At 55.3% G+C, this 15,915-nt stretch carries 16 protein-coding genes; 13 read left to right on the top strand and 3 right to left on the bottom strand.

All coding sequences use genetic code 11. The features are described from left to right. Positions 1-47 precede the first annotated feature (47 nt). The 5 genes from J7400_RS16010 to J7400_RS15990 all read left to right on the top strand — a co-directional run bounded on the left by J7400_RS16010 (position 48) and on the right by J7400_RS15990 (position 4,995). Entirely contained in the window at positions 48-407 is a 360-nt protein-coding gene (locus J7400_RS16010; protein ID WP_209065104.1) for a hypothetical protein, read from the top strand. 29 nt (positions 408-436) lie between these two features. After that, on the top strand, positions 437-1,186 hold the full coding sequence (locus J7400_RS16005) for a hypothetical protein (RefSeq protein ID WP_209065103.1): 750 nt from the start codon (positions 437-439) through the stop codon (positions 1,184-1,186). Between the two features lie 489 nt (positions 1,187-1,675). After that, positions 1,676-2,653 (top strand): efflux RND transporter periplasmic adaptor subunit, encoded by a 978-nt coding sequence (locus J7400_RS16000; RefSeq protein ID WP_209065102.1) that lies wholly within the window; start codon positions 1,676-1,678, stop codon positions 2,651-2,653. Positions 2,654-2,656: 3 nt separating this feature from the next. Beyond that, positions 2,657-3,847, top strand: a complete 1,191-nt coding sequence (locus tag J7400_RS15995; protein ID WP_209065101.1) for an ABC transporter permease — start codon at positions 2,657-2,659, stop codon at positions 3,845-3,847. After that, complete coding sequence (locus J7400_RS15990; protein ID WP_209065100.1) at positions 3,844-4,995, top strand: ABC transporter permease; 1,152 nt, start codon at positions 3,844-3,846, stop codon at positions 4,993-4,995. The genes J7400_RS15995 and J7400_RS15990 overlap by 4 nt, the downstream gene beginning before the upstream one ends. Positions 4,996-5,000: 5 nt before the next feature. Here the strand turns inward: J7400_RS15990 and J7400_RS15985 are convergent, their stop codons facing one another. The 3 genes from J7400_RS15985 to J7400_RS15975 form a co-directional block, all read right to left on the bottom strand. Next, positions 5,001-5,522 (bottom strand): CBS domain-containing protein, encoded by a 522-nt coding sequence (locus J7400_RS15985; RefSeq protein ID WP_209065099.1) that lies wholly within the window; start codon positions 5,520-5,522, stop codon positions 5,001-5,003. A 324-nt stretch (positions 5,523-5,846) separates the two neighbouring features. Continuing rightward, the gene (gene nqrM, locus J7400_RS15980; RefSeq protein WP_209065098.1) at positions 5,847-6,095 is read right to left on the bottom strand and encodes a (Na+)-NQR maturation NqrM; all 249 of its coding nucleotides are present in this window, start codon (positions 6,093-6,095) and stop codon (positions 5,847-5,849) included. A gap of 14 nt (positions 6,096-6,109) precedes the next feature. Beyond that, complete coding sequence (locus tag J7400_RS15975) at positions 6,110-7,369, bottom strand: FAD:protein FMN transferase (protein ID WP_247738851.1); 1,260 nt, start codon at positions 7,367-7,369, stop codon at positions 6,110-6,112. On the opposite strand from J7400_RS15975, the gene J7400_RS15970 reads away from it, so the two are divergent. From J7400_RS15970 to J7400_RS15935, 8 genes are all read left to right on the top strand, one after another. After that, positions 7,361-8,704: a Na(+)-translocating NADH-quinone reductase subunit A gene (locus J7400_RS15970; RefSeq protein WP_209065097.1), complete on the top strand. Its 1,344-nt coding sequence runs from the start codon at positions 7,361-7,363 to the stop codon at positions 8,702-8,704. The genes J7400_RS15975 and J7400_RS15970 overlap by 9 nt on opposite strands. Before the next feature lie 2 nt (positions 8,705-8,706). Beyond that, positions 8,707-9,906 carry an NADH:ubiquinone reductase (Na(+)-transporting) subunit B gene (locus tag J7400_RS15965; RefSeq protein WP_209065096.1) on the top strand — a complete coding sequence of 400 codons (1,200 nt, stop codon included), beginning with the start codon at positions 8,707-8,709 and terminating at the stop codon, positions 9,904-9,906. Continuing rightward, positions 9,899-10,708, top strand: a complete 810-nt coding sequence (locus tag J7400_RS15960) for a Na(+)-translocating NADH-quinone reductase subunit C (protein ID WP_209065095.1) — start codon at positions 9,899-9,901, stop codon at positions 10,706-10,708. Before J7400_RS15965 ends, J7400_RS15960 begins: the two co-directional genes overlap by 8 nt. After that, positions 10,708-11,361, top strand: a complete 654-nt coding sequence (locus tag J7400_RS15955) for an NADH:ubiquinone reductase (Na(+)-transporting) subunit D (RefSeq protein WP_209065094.1) — start codon at positions 10,708-10,710, stop codon at positions 11,359-11,361. Before J7400_RS15960 ends, J7400_RS15955 begins: the two co-directional genes overlap by 1 nt. After that, positions 11,361-11,969, top strand: a complete 609-nt coding sequence (nqrE, locus tag J7400_RS15950) for an NADH:ubiquinone reductase (Na(+)-transporting) subunit E (protein ID WP_209065093.1) — start codon at positions 11,361-11,363, stop codon at positions 11,967-11,969. The genes J7400_RS15955 and nqrE overlap by 1 nt, the downstream gene beginning before the upstream one ends. 13 nt (positions 11,970-11,982) lie before the next feature. Continuing rightward, positions 11,983-13,206 (top strand): NADH:ubiquinone reductase (Na(+)-transporting) subunit F, encoded by a 1,224-nt coding sequence (nqrF, locus tag J7400_RS15945; protein ID WP_209065092.1) that lies wholly within the window; start codon positions 11,983-11,985, stop codon positions 13,204-13,206. Between the two features lie 160 nt (positions 13,207-13,366). Continuing rightward, positions 13,367-13,969 (top strand): NAD(P)H-dependent oxidoreductase, encoded by a 603-nt coding sequence (locus J7400_RS15940; protein WP_209065091.1) that lies wholly within the window; start codon positions 13,367-13,369, stop codon positions 13,967-13,969. Beyond that, positions 13,966-15,915 (top strand): cation:proton antiporter, encoded by a 1,950-nt coding sequence (locus J7400_RS15935; RefSeq protein WP_209065090.1) that lies wholly within the window; start codon positions 13,966-13,968, stop codon positions 15,913-15,915. The genes J7400_RS15940 and J7400_RS15935 overlap by 4 nt, the downstream gene beginning before the upstream one ends.

Here is a 15,915-nt window from a genome sequence, read left to right as displayed (position 1 = left end):
TCAACTGTCTCGGGTGCGTCGTGTGAGAGGAAAGGTGGGCGACAAGCGTGAATATTGCAGCACAAATTGATGTGTTACGCGCAGAAATTCCAGGATGCCGTGTGGTGGCTTTCGCGGACCTAAAAACACGCCTTGTGCTCAAGGCCTCTCACCAACCTGATGTGCGGCGTGAAACGCTTGATCAGCTCTGCATCCAGGCAGCGCAGAGCTTTGGTCTGTTGTCGGGTGAGGGCGTTTCCATTCCGGAAGACGCGTTTGCATTGTCGCCCGAGGACATGCGTATTTTTATGCGTGATGCGGCGGGCACGTCCGATTTGTTGTGTTTTGTTTGTGGCCTAGAGAGCGACCCTGATCAGGTCGTGGCTATGGGGCGTAAGGTGCTTACTTCTTTGACGGTCCCGTCATGATGGCCGCGCGGAAGGGGCATAAGGCTGGGGTGAGTCAAGTCGACGATGGCTTTGCCGATGCGATCCGATTGTTTGCACATGATCGGGACGGTTACTATGGCACGTGGCATGCCTTTGAAAGCACTCAAGATCTTTTGGCGGCAATTGTCGCTGAGATAGGTGAAACGGTTCTCGCACGTCGCATCGCTGTGTTTGGGAAAGAGCAAAATGTGCGGGTGCTTCTGACCGCGAGCAACCGCCATCTTGTTGATGTCGAGGGCGTTGGCCCGCAGCTTGACGATGCGAATAGCGCGGCGGTTATGGAGCTTTTGAGCCAAGCTTTCGCCGGATGCGCAGCGCTGAAGTTTGAGATCGTTGAGCGCAGCCCGGAGCTGCCTGAAACAGGCCGCTCTTGGTCGCATGCGTCACTTTTGAAAGCTGTGCATGAGGAGAGGGAACTAGACGGGCAGAGGCAAATCTTGGAGACACTCAGAGATAAGCTAAAGGCCATAGCTCTGTCTTGGCGTGATGTTGCTCCTGTGGCTGGGCAGTCACTCTCAGGTGGCAACCCTGAGGATCTTGGGCTGATTGACCGCTGTCTCTCGCGCGCTTCCGAAAACACCAGCCAACAAAAGCTCTGGAAACCTGCGAATGCGACCCTCAACATGCTATCAGTTGCGGACGATCGCGTGCTTGTTCTACTGGAAGCGCCTGAAGGCAACTTGGGTGTCGTATGTCGCGCCAGTCACCGTGTCGCGATATTTGAACTTTGGCGCGCGTTCGTAGCAGCCACTTCATAGGGCTGCGGTGAAGAGCTGGTGTCTTGATTTGGTGACCTCTGTTCGGTCCGAATCTCAAAGTTGCTCTGTCCGAAAGTGCTAATCTCTTGTCCGTCCTAATCATGTGCGGTGTGAATGGAATTGCCCATATTTGCTGTAACTTAAAGTGGGGATCTGAGCCGGGTCGAACCGCATTTGTCTGAAGGAGTGTACCAACACAGAACGCTGTTGATCTTAGCGAGCGACGTAGCGGAGCTATAATGATCTGCTGTGTTTCGTTGTAATCGCACCAAAAAAATATGGGCGTTTCAACCAGCTTCCCAAATTCACCTTTTGCGGCAGTAGCTTTTTACTTCCGCGCCCCGATTATCCACGTACCCTCTCTCTCTTCCTTCCACGTGGGTGATCGGGGCTCTAATTTCAGGCTACCCGAGCATGCGGCAGCCTCTTTCATTGGCTCGTAGGGTGGTTTGCTGCTCAGGGGGCAGCAAACACAGACGGAACGATCACATGTCGGTAAAAAAACTTCTTGCAGTTTTTCTAATCCTTGCAGCCGCCATTGGCGGATATTTTTATTATGAGACGCAAGGGCCTGCCGCCTTGGTGGTGCAGGGTGAAGTTGAAGCCACGCGCATCGATTTGGCGGGGAAGGTTTCCGGCCGTGTCGCGGAGGTGAACGCTGACTTTGGTGATCGCGTTGCTGCCGGAGATGTCGTGGTTGTTTTGAACAGCCCTCAGCTCGAAGCTTCGCTTGCCAGTGCAAAGGCTGCACAGCGTGTGGCGGTCGCGAATCGAGATCTTATCTTTGCCACCCGGCCAGAGACGATTGATGCGCGAGCAGCCGAGTTTGAGCGTGCGAAAGCGGATCTGGTGCTCGCCGAGAAAGTCTATGAACGTATCCGCCAGCTGACAGAGCATTCAACAGCGTCTATTCAGCGTCTTGATGAGGCATCCAATACTCTAAGTGCCGCAAAGCAGAATGTTCTGGCCACAGAGGCCAATCTGCGCCTTGCGCAAAACGGTAACAGCGTGGAGCAGAAGGCGGCGGCAGAGGCGCAAGTTCTGCAGGCGGATGCGAGTGTGTCGCGCACAAAGACGGATATTGCCGAACTAACCATTTCGGCACCGATCAACGGGCAAGTCACCGCGCGTCTTGCGGAACCTGGCGAGCTGTTTTCTTCCGGCGCGATTTTGATGTCGATTGTGGATATTGATAATGCCTGGTTCACCTTTAACCTGCGCGAAGATCTGTTGAGCGGGCTTAACGTTGGGCAAGAACTCGACGTTCAAATTCCTGCACTCAACAATCGGGTGATCCCCGCGAAGGTCACCGCCGTCAATGCCGAGGGCAACTATGCAAACTGGCGCGCTACCAAAGCCACGGGTGATTTTGATCTGCGCACGTTCTCTATTCGTCTGGAGCCGATTGAGCGTGATGTGGAGTTGCGCCCTGGCATGAGTGCACTGATTGCCTGGAAGAGACGCTGAGACATGGCTCACCCACTCCCTGCCGGTTTCTGGCGCGTTTTTCGCAGAGAACTCAGACGGATACAGGCACGCCCCAACCTGGCGTTTATGCTGGGGCCGTTCCCCCTGTTTCTGATGCTGCTGTTATCCGCGGTTTTTTCCGCGGGGTTGCCGCGCAATCTGTCGGTGGCTGTTGTCGACAACGATGGCACGTCGTTGTCGCGACAGGCGATCCGTATGGTGGATGCAACACCGGATGTCACGGTGACACTGCAGTTGGCAAACCTGGCAGAAGGCAAACAGGCGATCATTCGCGGCGATGTCTATGCGGTCATCCTCTTTCCCGAAAACATGGAGAGAGATTTGCTGAGCGCCCGTCAGCCAGAAGTCGTTACCTTCTATAACAATCAGCTTTTGACGATTGGTGGCATTGTCTCCCGCGCAACGCGGCAAGCGCTTTCTACCTTTTCCGCCGGTGTCTCAGTGCGTGTGTTGACAAGCAATGGCTTGACCCAAGAGGCGGCGCTTGAAGCTATTCGCCCAATCCCCTTGCAACAAAGCCCGCTGTTCAACCCGGCGCTGGATTACACTCAGTTTCTGCTTGCGGCGCTTATGCCGACGGTTCTTTTGATTTTTATCAGCGCGGGAGCCGCGCTGAATGTCGCGCGGGATCTTCAACAGCACAATGGCGCGCGGAATTTGGTGCGTTTGGGAGGCTCGGCGCTGCCTGCTTTGGCGGGCAAACTGACACCCTACCTATTGGCGTTTTTGCTGACGCTCATCTTTGGCGACGCCATTCTATTTGGCTACTTTGATGCCCCGTTTCAGGGGAGTATGCTGCTGCATGTGGCGTACTCATTGCTGTTCATCGCAAGTTCCCTTTGCTTGGGGGCATTCATTGCGACGGTTGCTGGCGATACGGTTGCTGCACTTGGCATGACCGGCGTCATGACTGGCCCTGCCTTTGGTTTCGCCGGGATCAGCTTTCCACGCATTATGATGAACAACTTTGCCTGGGCCTGGGGCGGTTTTCTGCCCTTGATTCCATATCTACAATTGCGGGTCGATCAGGTTTTGCGCGGAACCCCAATTGAGACGTCGCTTCCAACCTTGGGATGGTTGGCGCTACAAATGCTGGTGTACGGCGGATTGGCGCTGTTACTGCTAAAGCGCAAAGCTTCGCGTCCTGAGCCGTCCAAGGAGGCTGCCACATGAAGATGTTTGTGTTGGCTATGATGGATGCCCTTAAGCGACTTTTCGCAAACAAGGGCGCCCGGATGACCATGGTGGTGTCCATTCTAATTTATGCTTGCCTGTACCCGCAGCCTTATCGAGGCGAAGTGGTGCGCGATGTGCCGATTGTGGCGGTTGATCAGGACGGATCCACCGCGAGCCGTGAGTTTTTGCGCCGGATACACAACAGCGATAGCGTCGATATCATTGCCACAGTCGACGGGCTGCCTGTGGCAGAGGCAATGTTCTTTGATCGCCAGGCTTATGGTGTTGTGATTGTGCCTCCGTCATTTGAGCATGATCTTCTGAAAGGGCAAAATGCGCCGGTGGCCGTTTATGGCGATGGTGGCTACTTTTTGATCTATGGCGCATTTGTGGCTGCGGCGAACAACGCAGCGCAAAGCCTCGGCGCTGAAATTCGACAGCAGAGGCTGACATCCGCAGGATTGGATACGGATACGGCACAGACGCTTATTTCGCCGATTAATCAGACATCTGTGGCGCTATTCAATCCGCAAGGCGGTTTTGGCAGCTATGTTGTGCCAGCAGCATTCGTTCTGATTTTGCAGCAGACCCTGTTGATGGGCATCGCCATCATGCACGCCGGCCAACCGGCCCGCCCCGGTATCCAGCGAGTTGCGACTCCTGTCGCCTATATACTTTTGTATCTTGTTTGGATCGTTGTGACGCAGCTGGCATTGCCTGCGATCTATGGCATTCCCTGGATTGGCAACCTCTGGACGCTGTTTGCCGTCGCGGTCCCCTTTTTGATTGCGGTGAATGCTATGGGATTCGCGTTGACCCATTTGATCCGAAATCGAGAAAGCGTGGTCTTCTTCCTTGTCGTGCAGGGAATGCCGCTTTTCTTCATTGCCGGTGTTGCCTGGCCGATGGAGAGCATTCCATGGTGGATCGCTTGGGCCGCCCATATCGTGCCGTCCACGTCAGCGATTGATGCGTTCTTGCGTGTGGATCAGATGGGAGCGTCTGTTCAGGACGTACTGTCGACCATCCGTCTGCAATTGGCGTTGGCTGTTGGGTATTGGTGCATCGCATATGTTTTACACGATCGGCAGTTCCCCAAAGGGCAGGGGAACCACCTGAAACCGGCAGATACGCAGGCTCCGTAGGCTTATCAGCCGACGATAAGCTGTTTGAGTTGGAGCGCTTCGTGTTCCAGCTCTACAAGACGGTAATTGACCACATCCCCGATGGTGACCATTCCGGCCAGACCGGTCTTGTCCATCACCGGCATGTGGCGGAAACGGCCCTCTGTCATGCGCCGCAGCACGTCGACCAGCGAGTCGTCAATCGTGCAGGTTTGGACGTTTGTCGTCATTACATCTTCGACCTTTTGTGGAAGCGTTTGGCCGGGAGTTTCCGCGAGTTTGCGGACGATATCGCGCTCAGATAAAATGCCGATCAACGCTCCATTCGCATCCGTCACGAGCAAAGCGCCAATGCGGCGCTCTTTCAGGACCTTTACCGTTGCTCCCAAAGTGTCTTGCGGACGGATCGAGAAGACGTCTTTGCCTTTTTGGTCGAGTACCATCTGCACGGTGGCCGTCGTGGCCGAGGTATTCGTGCTTGCGGTCTGGCTGAGCGTCCGCTGTTTTTCTTCGGATTGGCGGTTTGGGGCCTGATAGGAACTTGGCATGTTTGGGCTCCTTGCGTGTTCAATATTCTAACGATATGCCACCAGCCTATACGCAAGATCCGCGTTTTGGGGACTTTTCTTTGCCTGATTTGATTCTTTCGCCCGCTGTTGCAACGGTTCTGTTTGTGCTCGCCTGTTTGGCGGGGCACCGCTATCGGCGTGTTTGGAAAGAAGAGGGGCCAAGGTGGCAACTTTGGCTCTTTGGGCTTGTTGCTGCGTCCTGCCTGCTACTGGTGGCTTTGCTACCAGTCTCCACAGGCTAAGCTGGTCACAAAAAAGCCGCACATAATGTGCGGCTTGTGGGGGGCGGTATTTGCCAAGCGCTCAGCTGTCAGCAGTTTTCTCAGTTTCCATCTGCTCAAGCATTTTGCGCGCGCGTGGGCACTGAAGGCGCTCACGCAAGGGGCTGTCTGGATCGATATCCTTGCTGCACACCACGCATTTGTCCGCACCGCTGATGGCGTTCAACCCGCCGCAGGAGCCTTTGATCGTGCGGCCCATCATGATCACGCCAAGGGACATGCCCAGCGTGACGAGCATCAAAAGTACAAATGCGAAGAGGAAAGTTTCCATAAGAGTAGTGCCTTTTAGCCAGCGATTATGGCGTCGAACTCTGTGCTCGGCGTCGCGTTGAAGGTTACATGGTCTGTCTTTGCTGAACGTTCAATAAACAAAGCCGCGATCTTGTGTTTTTCTGCGACATCAAGGCCACGCTCTTGCCCAAGCGCGAGCAAAGCGGTCGCCCAGGCATCTGCCAGCATCGCGTTTTCCGCGAGCACCGTCACTGATGCGGTTGCATGGGTAACAGGGCGTCCAGTGTCGCGATCGATGATGTGGGAATAGCGAACGCCGTCCTTTTCAAAATAATTGCGGTAATCGCCTGATGTGGCCATGCCCAAATCTGCCACACCAACCACTTGATGAATGCTGCGGGTAAGGGCGTCAGGTGTCTCGATGGCGATCTGCCAGAGCTGGCCTTGCGCGTTGGTACCTGATGTGACGATGTCGCCACCAATTTCGACCATGTAGTTGGTGAGCCCAAACTGCGCGAGTGTATCGCCAAGGCGGTCTACGCCAAATCCTTTGCCAATGGCCGAGAGATACATGGCTGCGTCAGGGTGGCCTTTGTAAAGTTGGCCGTCTTTGACTTGCAGCATCTCCTTTTGACCTACGCTGCGCATGGCGGCGGTGATCTCCGCATCGGCAGGGATGATGCCGGGTGGGCGCGCCGCGCCGAATCCCCAGAGGTCAATCAGTGGGCCGAGTGTAATGTCGAACTGACCTTCGCTCGCTGCGTGCACGTGATGGGCTGCTTCCAGAAGCGATGACATGTCCGGAGAGAGTGGCAGCGGCGTTTTCAAGGAGTGCGCGTTGATTGTGGAGACCTCTGATGCGCTGTTCCAATTGGACATCTTGGTGTCGACATCCAATAAGGTCTCGTTGATTGCGTCTTTGAGTTCTGCTTCGGCGATGCCGGAAGAATTCACGCCGACAATTGAATAGCTTGTCCCCATAGTCTGTCCGCTGAGCAGAATATCTGCAGCCCCGCGCTTACATGCCGCAACGGCCAGCGCCATAAAAATGAAACTGCGACGAGAAAGAGAGGGCATTGCTAACACTTCGTTGTGAGCTTGGAGGTATGAGACGTGTCGTCGATGACGCATCGCGGCAAAAACGAGCTCTTTTTTTTGTCGGCGGCACATTATTGCTCTGAGGGACGAGAAACAATAGAAAAATGGTCGAATTGCACTGGCTGTCTGGCGAGACTCCGCGTATACGCAGCCGCAATCAGTCGCGACATTCGCAACACTAACCAGCAACGACAGGATGACATTGGCGTGCAGCATTTTGCGCTACGAAAAGGCCTGAATCTTCCAGTCACCGGGGCTCCCGGCGAAGGAATACATGAGGGAGCGGCGGTCAAGACCGTGGCTGTCCTCGGGGCCGATTATATAGGATTGAAGCCACGCATTGCCGTCGCAGAAGGCGACGTTGTGGCTGCAGGAGCGCCGATCATGGCGCATAAAGATTCGCCGGAAGCCAAAGTGGTTTCACCGGTTTCTGGTCGTGTGAAGGCGATCAACCGCGGTCCGCGCCGAGTGTTGCTCAGCGTTGAGATCGAGGTGGACGCATCCGCGGCAGAACCGATGGACTTCTCGGCTGTTGGAGACGTCGCCACACGCGAAGGTCTGGTTGAACGCCTGTGTGCCGCGGGCCTCTGGACCTCTTTCCGCACACGGCCTTACTCCAAGGTTCCCGCGAGCGACGCACAGCCTGCAGCGATCTATGTCAATGCAATGGACACAGAGCCTTTGGCTGGCGATCCTGCTGTTGTGATTGCAGATGCTGGTGAAGCGTTTGCCAAAGGTCTGGCTGCAATCACAGCGCTGACAGATGGCAAAACCTATCTGTGTCACGCCAATGGTGCGCAGATTTCTGGTGCCGATGTTGCTGGTGTAACCGTTGCAACCTTCTCCGGTCCGCACCCGGCCGGTCTAGCGGGGACGCACATGCACTTCCTTGAGCCTCCCAGCGCATCCAAGACTGTCTGGACCATCGGTTATCACGATGTGATCGCAATTGGCCGCCTGCTGGAGACTGGCAAGATCGATTCGTCACGCGTGATCGCGCTGACCGGTCCGCTGAGCAAAACTCCGCGTCTTGTACGCACGATTGAGGGTGCCTCTCTGACAGAGCTGACCGAAGGCGAGATCGCCGGTGACGCGCCTGTGCGTTTGGTCTCCGGCTCGATCCTGAGCGGCTATGTAGGCGAAAGCGTCGAGGCTTTCCTTGGCCGCTACGCGCGCCAGGTCACGATCATCGAGGAAGATCATAAGCAAATTCCAATGGGCTGGATTCGCCCAATGCCAAGCAAGTTCTCTTTCTTGCCGGTTCTGGGGTCTGCTTTCTCCAAGAAGCTCTACCCGCTGACGTCCAACCTGAACGGTGGCCGTCGCGCGATGGTGCCGCTGGGCACTTTCGAAGAGCTGATGCCGCAGGACTACCTGCCAACGCAGCTTCTGCGTGCTCTGCTGGTGATGGACACCGATGAAGCGCAGAAATTGGGCGCGCTGGAGCTGGACGAAGAAGACCTTGGTTTGGTCGGCTTCGCGTGCCCCGCGAAATACGAATACGGTGAAGCGCTGCGTGACAGCCTGACCAAAATCGAACGGGAGGGCTGATAATGGGGTTGCGTAACTTCTTTGATCGGATCGAACCGAATTTTGTGAAAGGCGGTAAGTACGAGAAGTATTTCCCTCTCTATGAGATGGTGGAAAGCTTCATCTACACGCCTAAGACTGTCACGACTGCTGCGCCGCATGCACGTTCTTACGTGGATATGAAGCGGATTATGACCTATGTGGTGATCGCGACCATCCCATGCATCATCATGGGGCTTTATAACGTCGGTCTGCAGGTCAACTCTGCTTACGGGACCTTCGAGCCTTCCGGTTGGCGCGCGAGCATCATCTCTGCACTGGGCATTGGTTTTGATGCGAGCAATCCGCTGGCCAACTTTGCGCATGGTTTGCTGTACTTTCTGCCCATCTACATCACGACATTGGTCGTGGGTGGTATCTGGGAAGTGATTTTCGCGACCGTTCGCGGCCACGAAGTGAACGAAGGCTTCCTTGTAAGCTCCATGCTGTTTGCGCTGATCATGCCGCCGTCTGCACCACTCTGGCAGGTAGCCCTCGGGATTTCCTTTGGTGTGGTGATCGGCAAAGAAGTGTTCGGCGGTACAGGTAAAAACTTCCTGAACCCTGCATTGACAGGCCGTGCATTCCTTTACTTCGCCTATCCGGCCAACATGTCCGGTGACACGATCTGGACCCCGGTTGACGGTTTCTCCGGCGCGACAGCCCTGTCTGTTTCTGCTTCTCAGGGCTACGAGCAACTGGCCGCGCAGGGCATGAACTGGATGAACTCCTTTGTGGGCACCGTTCAGGGCTCCATCGGTGAGACATCGGCGCTGGCGTGTCTGATTGGTCTGGCGTTCTTGCTAATCACCAAGATTGCCAACTGGCGACTGGTTGTTGGCTGCATGGGTGGAATGATCGGCTTCTCACTGCTCCTGAACCTGATTGGCTCTGATACCAACCCGATGTTTGCGATGCCTTGGTACTGGCACTTTGTTGTGGGCGGTTTTGCCTTTGGCATGGTGTTCATGGTGACCGAGCCGGTCTCTGCCAGCCACACCAATGTTGGCCGCTACATTTACGGTGCGCTCATCGGCTTCATGGTGGTCATGATCCGTGTGATCAACCCGGCCTTCCCAGAAGGCATGATGCTCGCAATCCTATTCGGTAACGTTTTTGCGCCTCTGATCGACTACTTCGTTGTGCAGGCCAATATCAAACGGAGGGCCCGTCAACATGTCTGACGCTTCCAACGAAAACAAAGGCGCGATTGCACGCTTTCTCGCGGCACCGCCTGACAGCGTGGGTAAAACAGTCTTTATCGCTGTGACCCTGTGTCTGGTGGCTTCGATGATCGTATCTGCGGTCTCTGTTGCGCTGCGCCCGCTGCAGGAGCAAAACAAGCTCAAGGACAAACAAGCCAACGTTCTTCAGGTGGCGGGTCTCTATGAGCCGGGTATGGATGTGCTGGAAGGTTTCAGCGTATTTGAGCCCCATGTTCTGGAGCTGGAAACTGGCACTTTCACCGATGCATTTGATGCCGCGACTTTTGACGATCGCGCTGCTGCTTCGGACCCAGAACTTTCTGTGGCGCTGAGCGATGACCCCGCGGGCATTGGCCGCCAATCCAAGTTCGTGACAGTTTATCTGCTGCGCAACGACGATGGCTCGCTCGATAAGGTGATCCTGCCGATCCATGGTTATGGCCTGTGGTCGACACTTTACGGCTTCATCGCGCTGGAAGAGAACGGCAACGACATCTTTGGTCTGCAGTTCTACAGCCACGCGGAAACCCCTGGCCTTGGTGCCGAGGTGGACAACCCACGCTGGAAATCGCTGTGGAACGGCAAAAAGCTGGCTGATGACGCGGGTGAGCTGCAGATCACAGTTGCCAAATCTGCCTCGGCTGCGGGTGCCGATCACCATGTAGATGCACTCGCAGGTGCGACACTGACTTCGGTTGGTGTGGACAACCTCGTGCGCTTCTGGATGGGGGAAGCTGGCTTCGCACCGTTCCTTGAAAACCTCAAAGCGGGAGAGATCTGATGGCGCAAACCAAGAGAGACCTTCTGATCGACCCGTTGGTCGACAACAACCCGATCACGCTTCAGGTTCTGGGCATTTGTTCTGCCCTCGCCGTGACCTCCTCGCTGCAGGTGGCCTTTGTGATGGCGCTGGCGGTGACCTCTGTGACCGCGTTCAGCTCCATGTTCATCTCGGTGCTGCGCAACCAGATCCCGGGCTCGATCCGTATCATCGTGCAGATGGTGATCATCGCATCGCTCGTGATCATCGTGGACCAGGTGCTCAAAGCTTACGCCTATGATGTGTCCAAAACACTTTCGGTGTTCGTGGGCCTGATCATCACCAACTGTATCGTGATGGGCCGCGCCGAAGCTTTCGCCATGAAAAACACGCCTATCGATAGTTTCATCGATGGCGCGGGCAACGGCCTTGGCTATGGGGCATTGCTTCTGGTTGTTGGCTTCATTCGAGAACTGTTTGGCGCGGGTAGCCTGTTTGGTTTCACCATCCTGCCTACCGTGAACAACGGTGGCTGGTATGTGCCCAACGGCATGCTGCTGCTGCCACCTTCGGCGTTCTTCATCATCGGCTTGCTGATCTGGGCTGTGCGCAGCTGGAAGCCGGAACAAGTGGAAGAGCGTGAATACAAAATTCAAGTTGTGGAGGGCCACTAATGGAAGGGCTTCTCTCTCTGGCCGTAAAGGCCGTCTTTGTTGAGAACCTTGCGCTTTCTTTCTTCCTTGGCATGTGTACCTTTATCGCCGTGTCCAAGAAGATTTCGACCGCGCTTGGTCTGGGTATTTCTGTGATGCTGGTTCAAGCGATCACGGTTCCTACCAACAACCTGCTTCTGACATACCTGCTGGCGCCTGGTGCGCTGGCATGGGCAGGCTTCCCGAATGTGGACCTCACCTTCCTTGGTCTGATCTGCTACATCGGCGTGATTGCGGCGATGGTTCAGATCCTGGAAATGGTACTCGATAAGTTCTTCCCACCGCTCTACAACGCGCTGGGTGTGTTCTTGCCACTGATCACCGTGAACTGCGCCATCCTCGGTGGCTCGCTCTTCATGGTGGAACGTGACTACAACTTTGCCGAAGCCACCACATACGGTCTGTCTTCCGGCTTTGGTTGGGCACTGGCGATCACTGCGATGGCGGGTGTGCGCGAGAAGCTGAAGTACTCCGATATTCCTGACGGTCTGCAAGGCCTTGGAATTACCTTCATCACCGCAGGTCTGATGGCTTTGGCCTTCATGTCCTTCTCCGGCGTGAAACTCTGAAGGGGAAAAGGACATGGAAACATTTACACTAGGCGTCATTCTTTTCACGCTGATCGTTCTGGCGCTTGTGACCATCATTTTGGCCGCGCGCTCCAAGCTCGTGTCTACCGGTGATGTGAACATCACAATCAACGGCGAGAAAACGATCTCTGTGCCTGCGGGTGGCAAGCTGCTGCAAACGCTGGCGGAACACAAACTGTTCGTTCCTTCTGCCTGTGGTGGTGGTGGTACCTGTGCTCAGTGCCGTGTGCGCATTCACTCCGGCGGCGGTTCGATCTTGCCAACCGAGGAAAGCCACATCACCAAACGTGAAGCGGCTTGCGGTGATCGCCTGTCGTGTCAGGTGGCTGTGAAGCAGGACATGAACATCGAAGTGCCTGAAGAGGTGTTCGGCGTGAAAAAGTGGGAGTGTACTGTGCGCTCCAACGAAAACGTTGCGACCTTCATCAAGAACCTCGTTCTGGAACTGCCAGAAGGCGAAGATGTGAATTTCCGCGCAGGTGGTTATATTCAGATCGAAGCGCCGGCGCATAAGCTGTCTTACAAAGACTTCGCGATTGAAGAAGAGTACCACGAAGATTGGGACAAGTTTAACCTGTGGCAGTATGAATCCACGGTGAGCGAGCCAATCGAACGTGCTTACTCCATGGCGAACTACCCGGATGAAAAAGGCCTCATCATGCTGAACGTGCGTGTGGCCTCGCCACCTCCGGGCAGCCAAGGCATCCCCCCGGGTCAAATGTCATCTTACATCTTCAACCTGAAGCCAGGTGACAAGGTGACGATTTCGGGTCCGTTTGGTGAGTTCTTCGCACGTGATACCAACAAAGAGATGGTCTTTATCGGTGGTGGTGCGGGTATGGCCCCAATGCGGAGCCACATCTTCGATCAGCTCAAGCGTCTGGAAAACCGCGATCGCAAGATCACTTTCTGGTACGGTGCACGTTCCAAGCGCGAGATGTTCTTTGTTGAGGACTTCGACGGTTTGGCTGAGGAGTTTGATAACTTCGAATGGCACGTGGCGCTCTCTGATGCGCTGCCTGAGGACGATTGGAAGGGCTACACCGGCTTTATTCACAACGTTCTGTTTGAAGAATACCTCAAGAACCACCCAGCACCTGAGGATTGTGAGTTCTACATGTGTGGTCCGCCCATCATGAACCAATCCGTGATCAATATGCTGTTGGATCTAGGTGTGGATCGCGAAGACATCATGCTTGATGACTTCGGTGGCTAAGCCAAACGCTATGAGACATCAAAAACGCCGTCCCTTGGGACGGCGTTTTTCTTTGTGTGGAGAAAACGGAATTCGGCATTCGGCGGACTGTGTTGGGTTGGTCTTGACCACAAGCGGTGGCAATGTGGCGTAACAGCATTGACGTGGGGAGGCGCCTAATATGCGCGTATTGGTCTATCAGGCGCATCCGGGTGCGCAGCATTCGATGGCAAACAAGGCTATGAATGCCGCAACTCAGTCAGTGGAAGGCATCGAATTTGTCGATCTTTACGCCAAGTATCCTCGGTTTGATATCGATGTAGCGGCGGAGCAGGAGAGGCTGCTTCGCAGCGATGTTATCCTCTTTCAATATCCTTTGTTTTGGTACTCTACGCCCTCGATCATCAAGGAATGGCAGGATTTGGTGCTGGAACATGGGTTCGCCTATGGAACGGGCGGAGACAAACTGGCGGGTAAAATCTGGTCGATGGGCATCACCTGCGGCGCGCCTGAGGACGCCTACGGAGCAAATGGCTATAACGGTTTTGCACTGCGCACTTTGCTTACGCCGATGGAGCAAACGGCACGGCTGTGCCATATGCAATTCCTTTCGCCCTATGTGCTTTACGGCGCTTTGGCCAAGCGTGAGGGGCACGGATTAAGCCCACATGCGGAAGGATGGCGGCGTTGGCTGGTCGCGTTGCGCGATGATCAAGTGTCGTTTGAAGCGACCAATGCGCTCGGCGTGGTACAAGCCGAAAACCTGAATGAGGTGATCCAATGACCAGCTTCTTATTGCTTGCCACCGTCATTTTGATTGCGGGTGTCATTGCTGTGCCTCTGGCGTCCAAGCTCGGATTGGGATCTGTCTTAGGCTACCTGTTGGCAGGTATCGCGATTTCACCCATTCTCCATTGGCTTGATGTGGACATCATTCAGGTCCAGCATTTCGCCGAGTTTGGCGTGGTGATGATGCTGTTTCTGGTGGGCCTGGAGCTTGATCCGAAGATGCTTTGGGCCATGCGGCGGCGCTTGTTGGGGCTGGGCGGCTTGCAAGTGGGGTTGAGCATTGCATTGATTGCAGCAATTGCGATGCTTTTGGGGCTGCAGCCCACCGTCGCATTGGCGCTTGGGATGGTTTTTGCGCTGTCCTCTACGGCCATAGTTTTGCAGACCCTCAACGAAAAGGGCTTGATGCAGGCACAGGGCGGGAAATCGTCATTCCAAGTGCTGTTGTTTCAGGACATTGCCGTGATCCCAATGCTGGCTTTGTTACCACTCTTGGCGTTGCCGGAATTGGCAGGGCTCGGGGCAGATGTCGCCCATGGCGGAGGTCACGATGATGGACATGAGGGTGGGCATGGCGATGGTCATGCAGCGATCAGTCTGGTTGATGGACGCCCGAGCTGGCAGGTAGGGCTGATCACTTTGGCGGCAATAGGCTCAATTGGCGTGATCGGTAGCTTTTTGACACGCCCTCTGTTCCGCTTTGTGGCGCTGGCGAACCTGCGGGAGGTGTTTGTGGCAACCGCGCTCGCGCTGGTGATTGGTATTGCTCTGTTGATGAGCCTCGTCGGGCTATCACCTGCATTGGGTACTTTCTTGGCAGGCGTGGTTCTGGCCAATAGTGAATACAGACACGAACTAGAGAGCGACATCGATCCATTTCGAGGACTTCTGCTAGGGCTGTTTTTTATGACCGTCGGGGCGGCGATCAACTTCAGTTTGCTTGCTGAGAACCTCTGGATGGTGGTGGGCATCACGCTTGGTGTGATGCTGATCAAAGCCTTCGTTCTCTACATTTTGACCCTGCTCTTTAGGCTGCAAGGCGCTGATCGCTGGCTTTTCACCTTGGGGCTCGCTCAGGCGGGTGAATTTGGCTTTGTGCTGTTGAGTTTCACTGTTGCCAACAATGTGCTGCCTCAGGAGATCGCCCAGATTGCATTGCTTGTGGTGACACTCTCCATGCTGCTGACGCCGGCGTTGTTCATTTTCTACGATCGGGTGGTTGCGTCTAAGTTTGCCCATGATCAGGAAGCTGAGGCCGACGAGATTGATCATAGCAGCCCCATTATTGTTGTCGGTTATGGACGCTTCGGTGGCGTGGTAGCGCGTATGCTGCGGCAGATCGGGGAGCAGCCCGTGCTGGTGGATTACTCCGCAACACAACTTGAAATGGTTCGCCGGTTTGGCACCAAAGTGTTTTTTGGCGACGGTACCAGGCCGGACATGCTTCATGCTGCGGGCATTGATGACGCAAAGATGCTGGTTGTGGCCATCGACGGTAAAGAGCAAATTACGCATCTGGTGGAGTATGTGTCGCGCCATCACCCGCACGTGCATATCGTAGCGCGTGCGGTCGACCGGGAGCATGTCTATGACCTGTACCAGGCTGGCGCAAATGACATCGTGCGGGAAACGTTTGACAGTGCGGTGCGGGCCGGGCGCTCTGCCTATGAAGCTCTTGGGATTCATCCTTACCAAGCGGAGCGCTTGGCGCGAAGGTTCACCAAGGCTGACAGGAAACTGCTTGTGGACACGGCTTCTGTTCATAAACCGGGGGTGCGGGCAGGCGACAATCCTGAGTTTGTAGCCTTGGCGCGTGAGCTGAATGAGCAGATGGAAGAAGAGCTGCGCAATGCCAGCACAGGTTTTGGGGTTCAAGCCTCGGACGGGTGGGTGCCGCCACCGGCGAACCTGAAGACAGATGAACCGGAACAGGGGCGATAA

The organism is Shimia sp. R9_2 (genome assembly GCF_017743735.1).
Taxonomy (GTDB): domain Bacteria; phylum Pseudomonadota; class Alphaproteobacteria; order Rhodobacterales; family Rhodobacteraceae; genus Shimia.
Note: the sequence above shows the minus strand (reverse complement) of the source record. Positions and strands in the feature narration are given on the sequence as shown.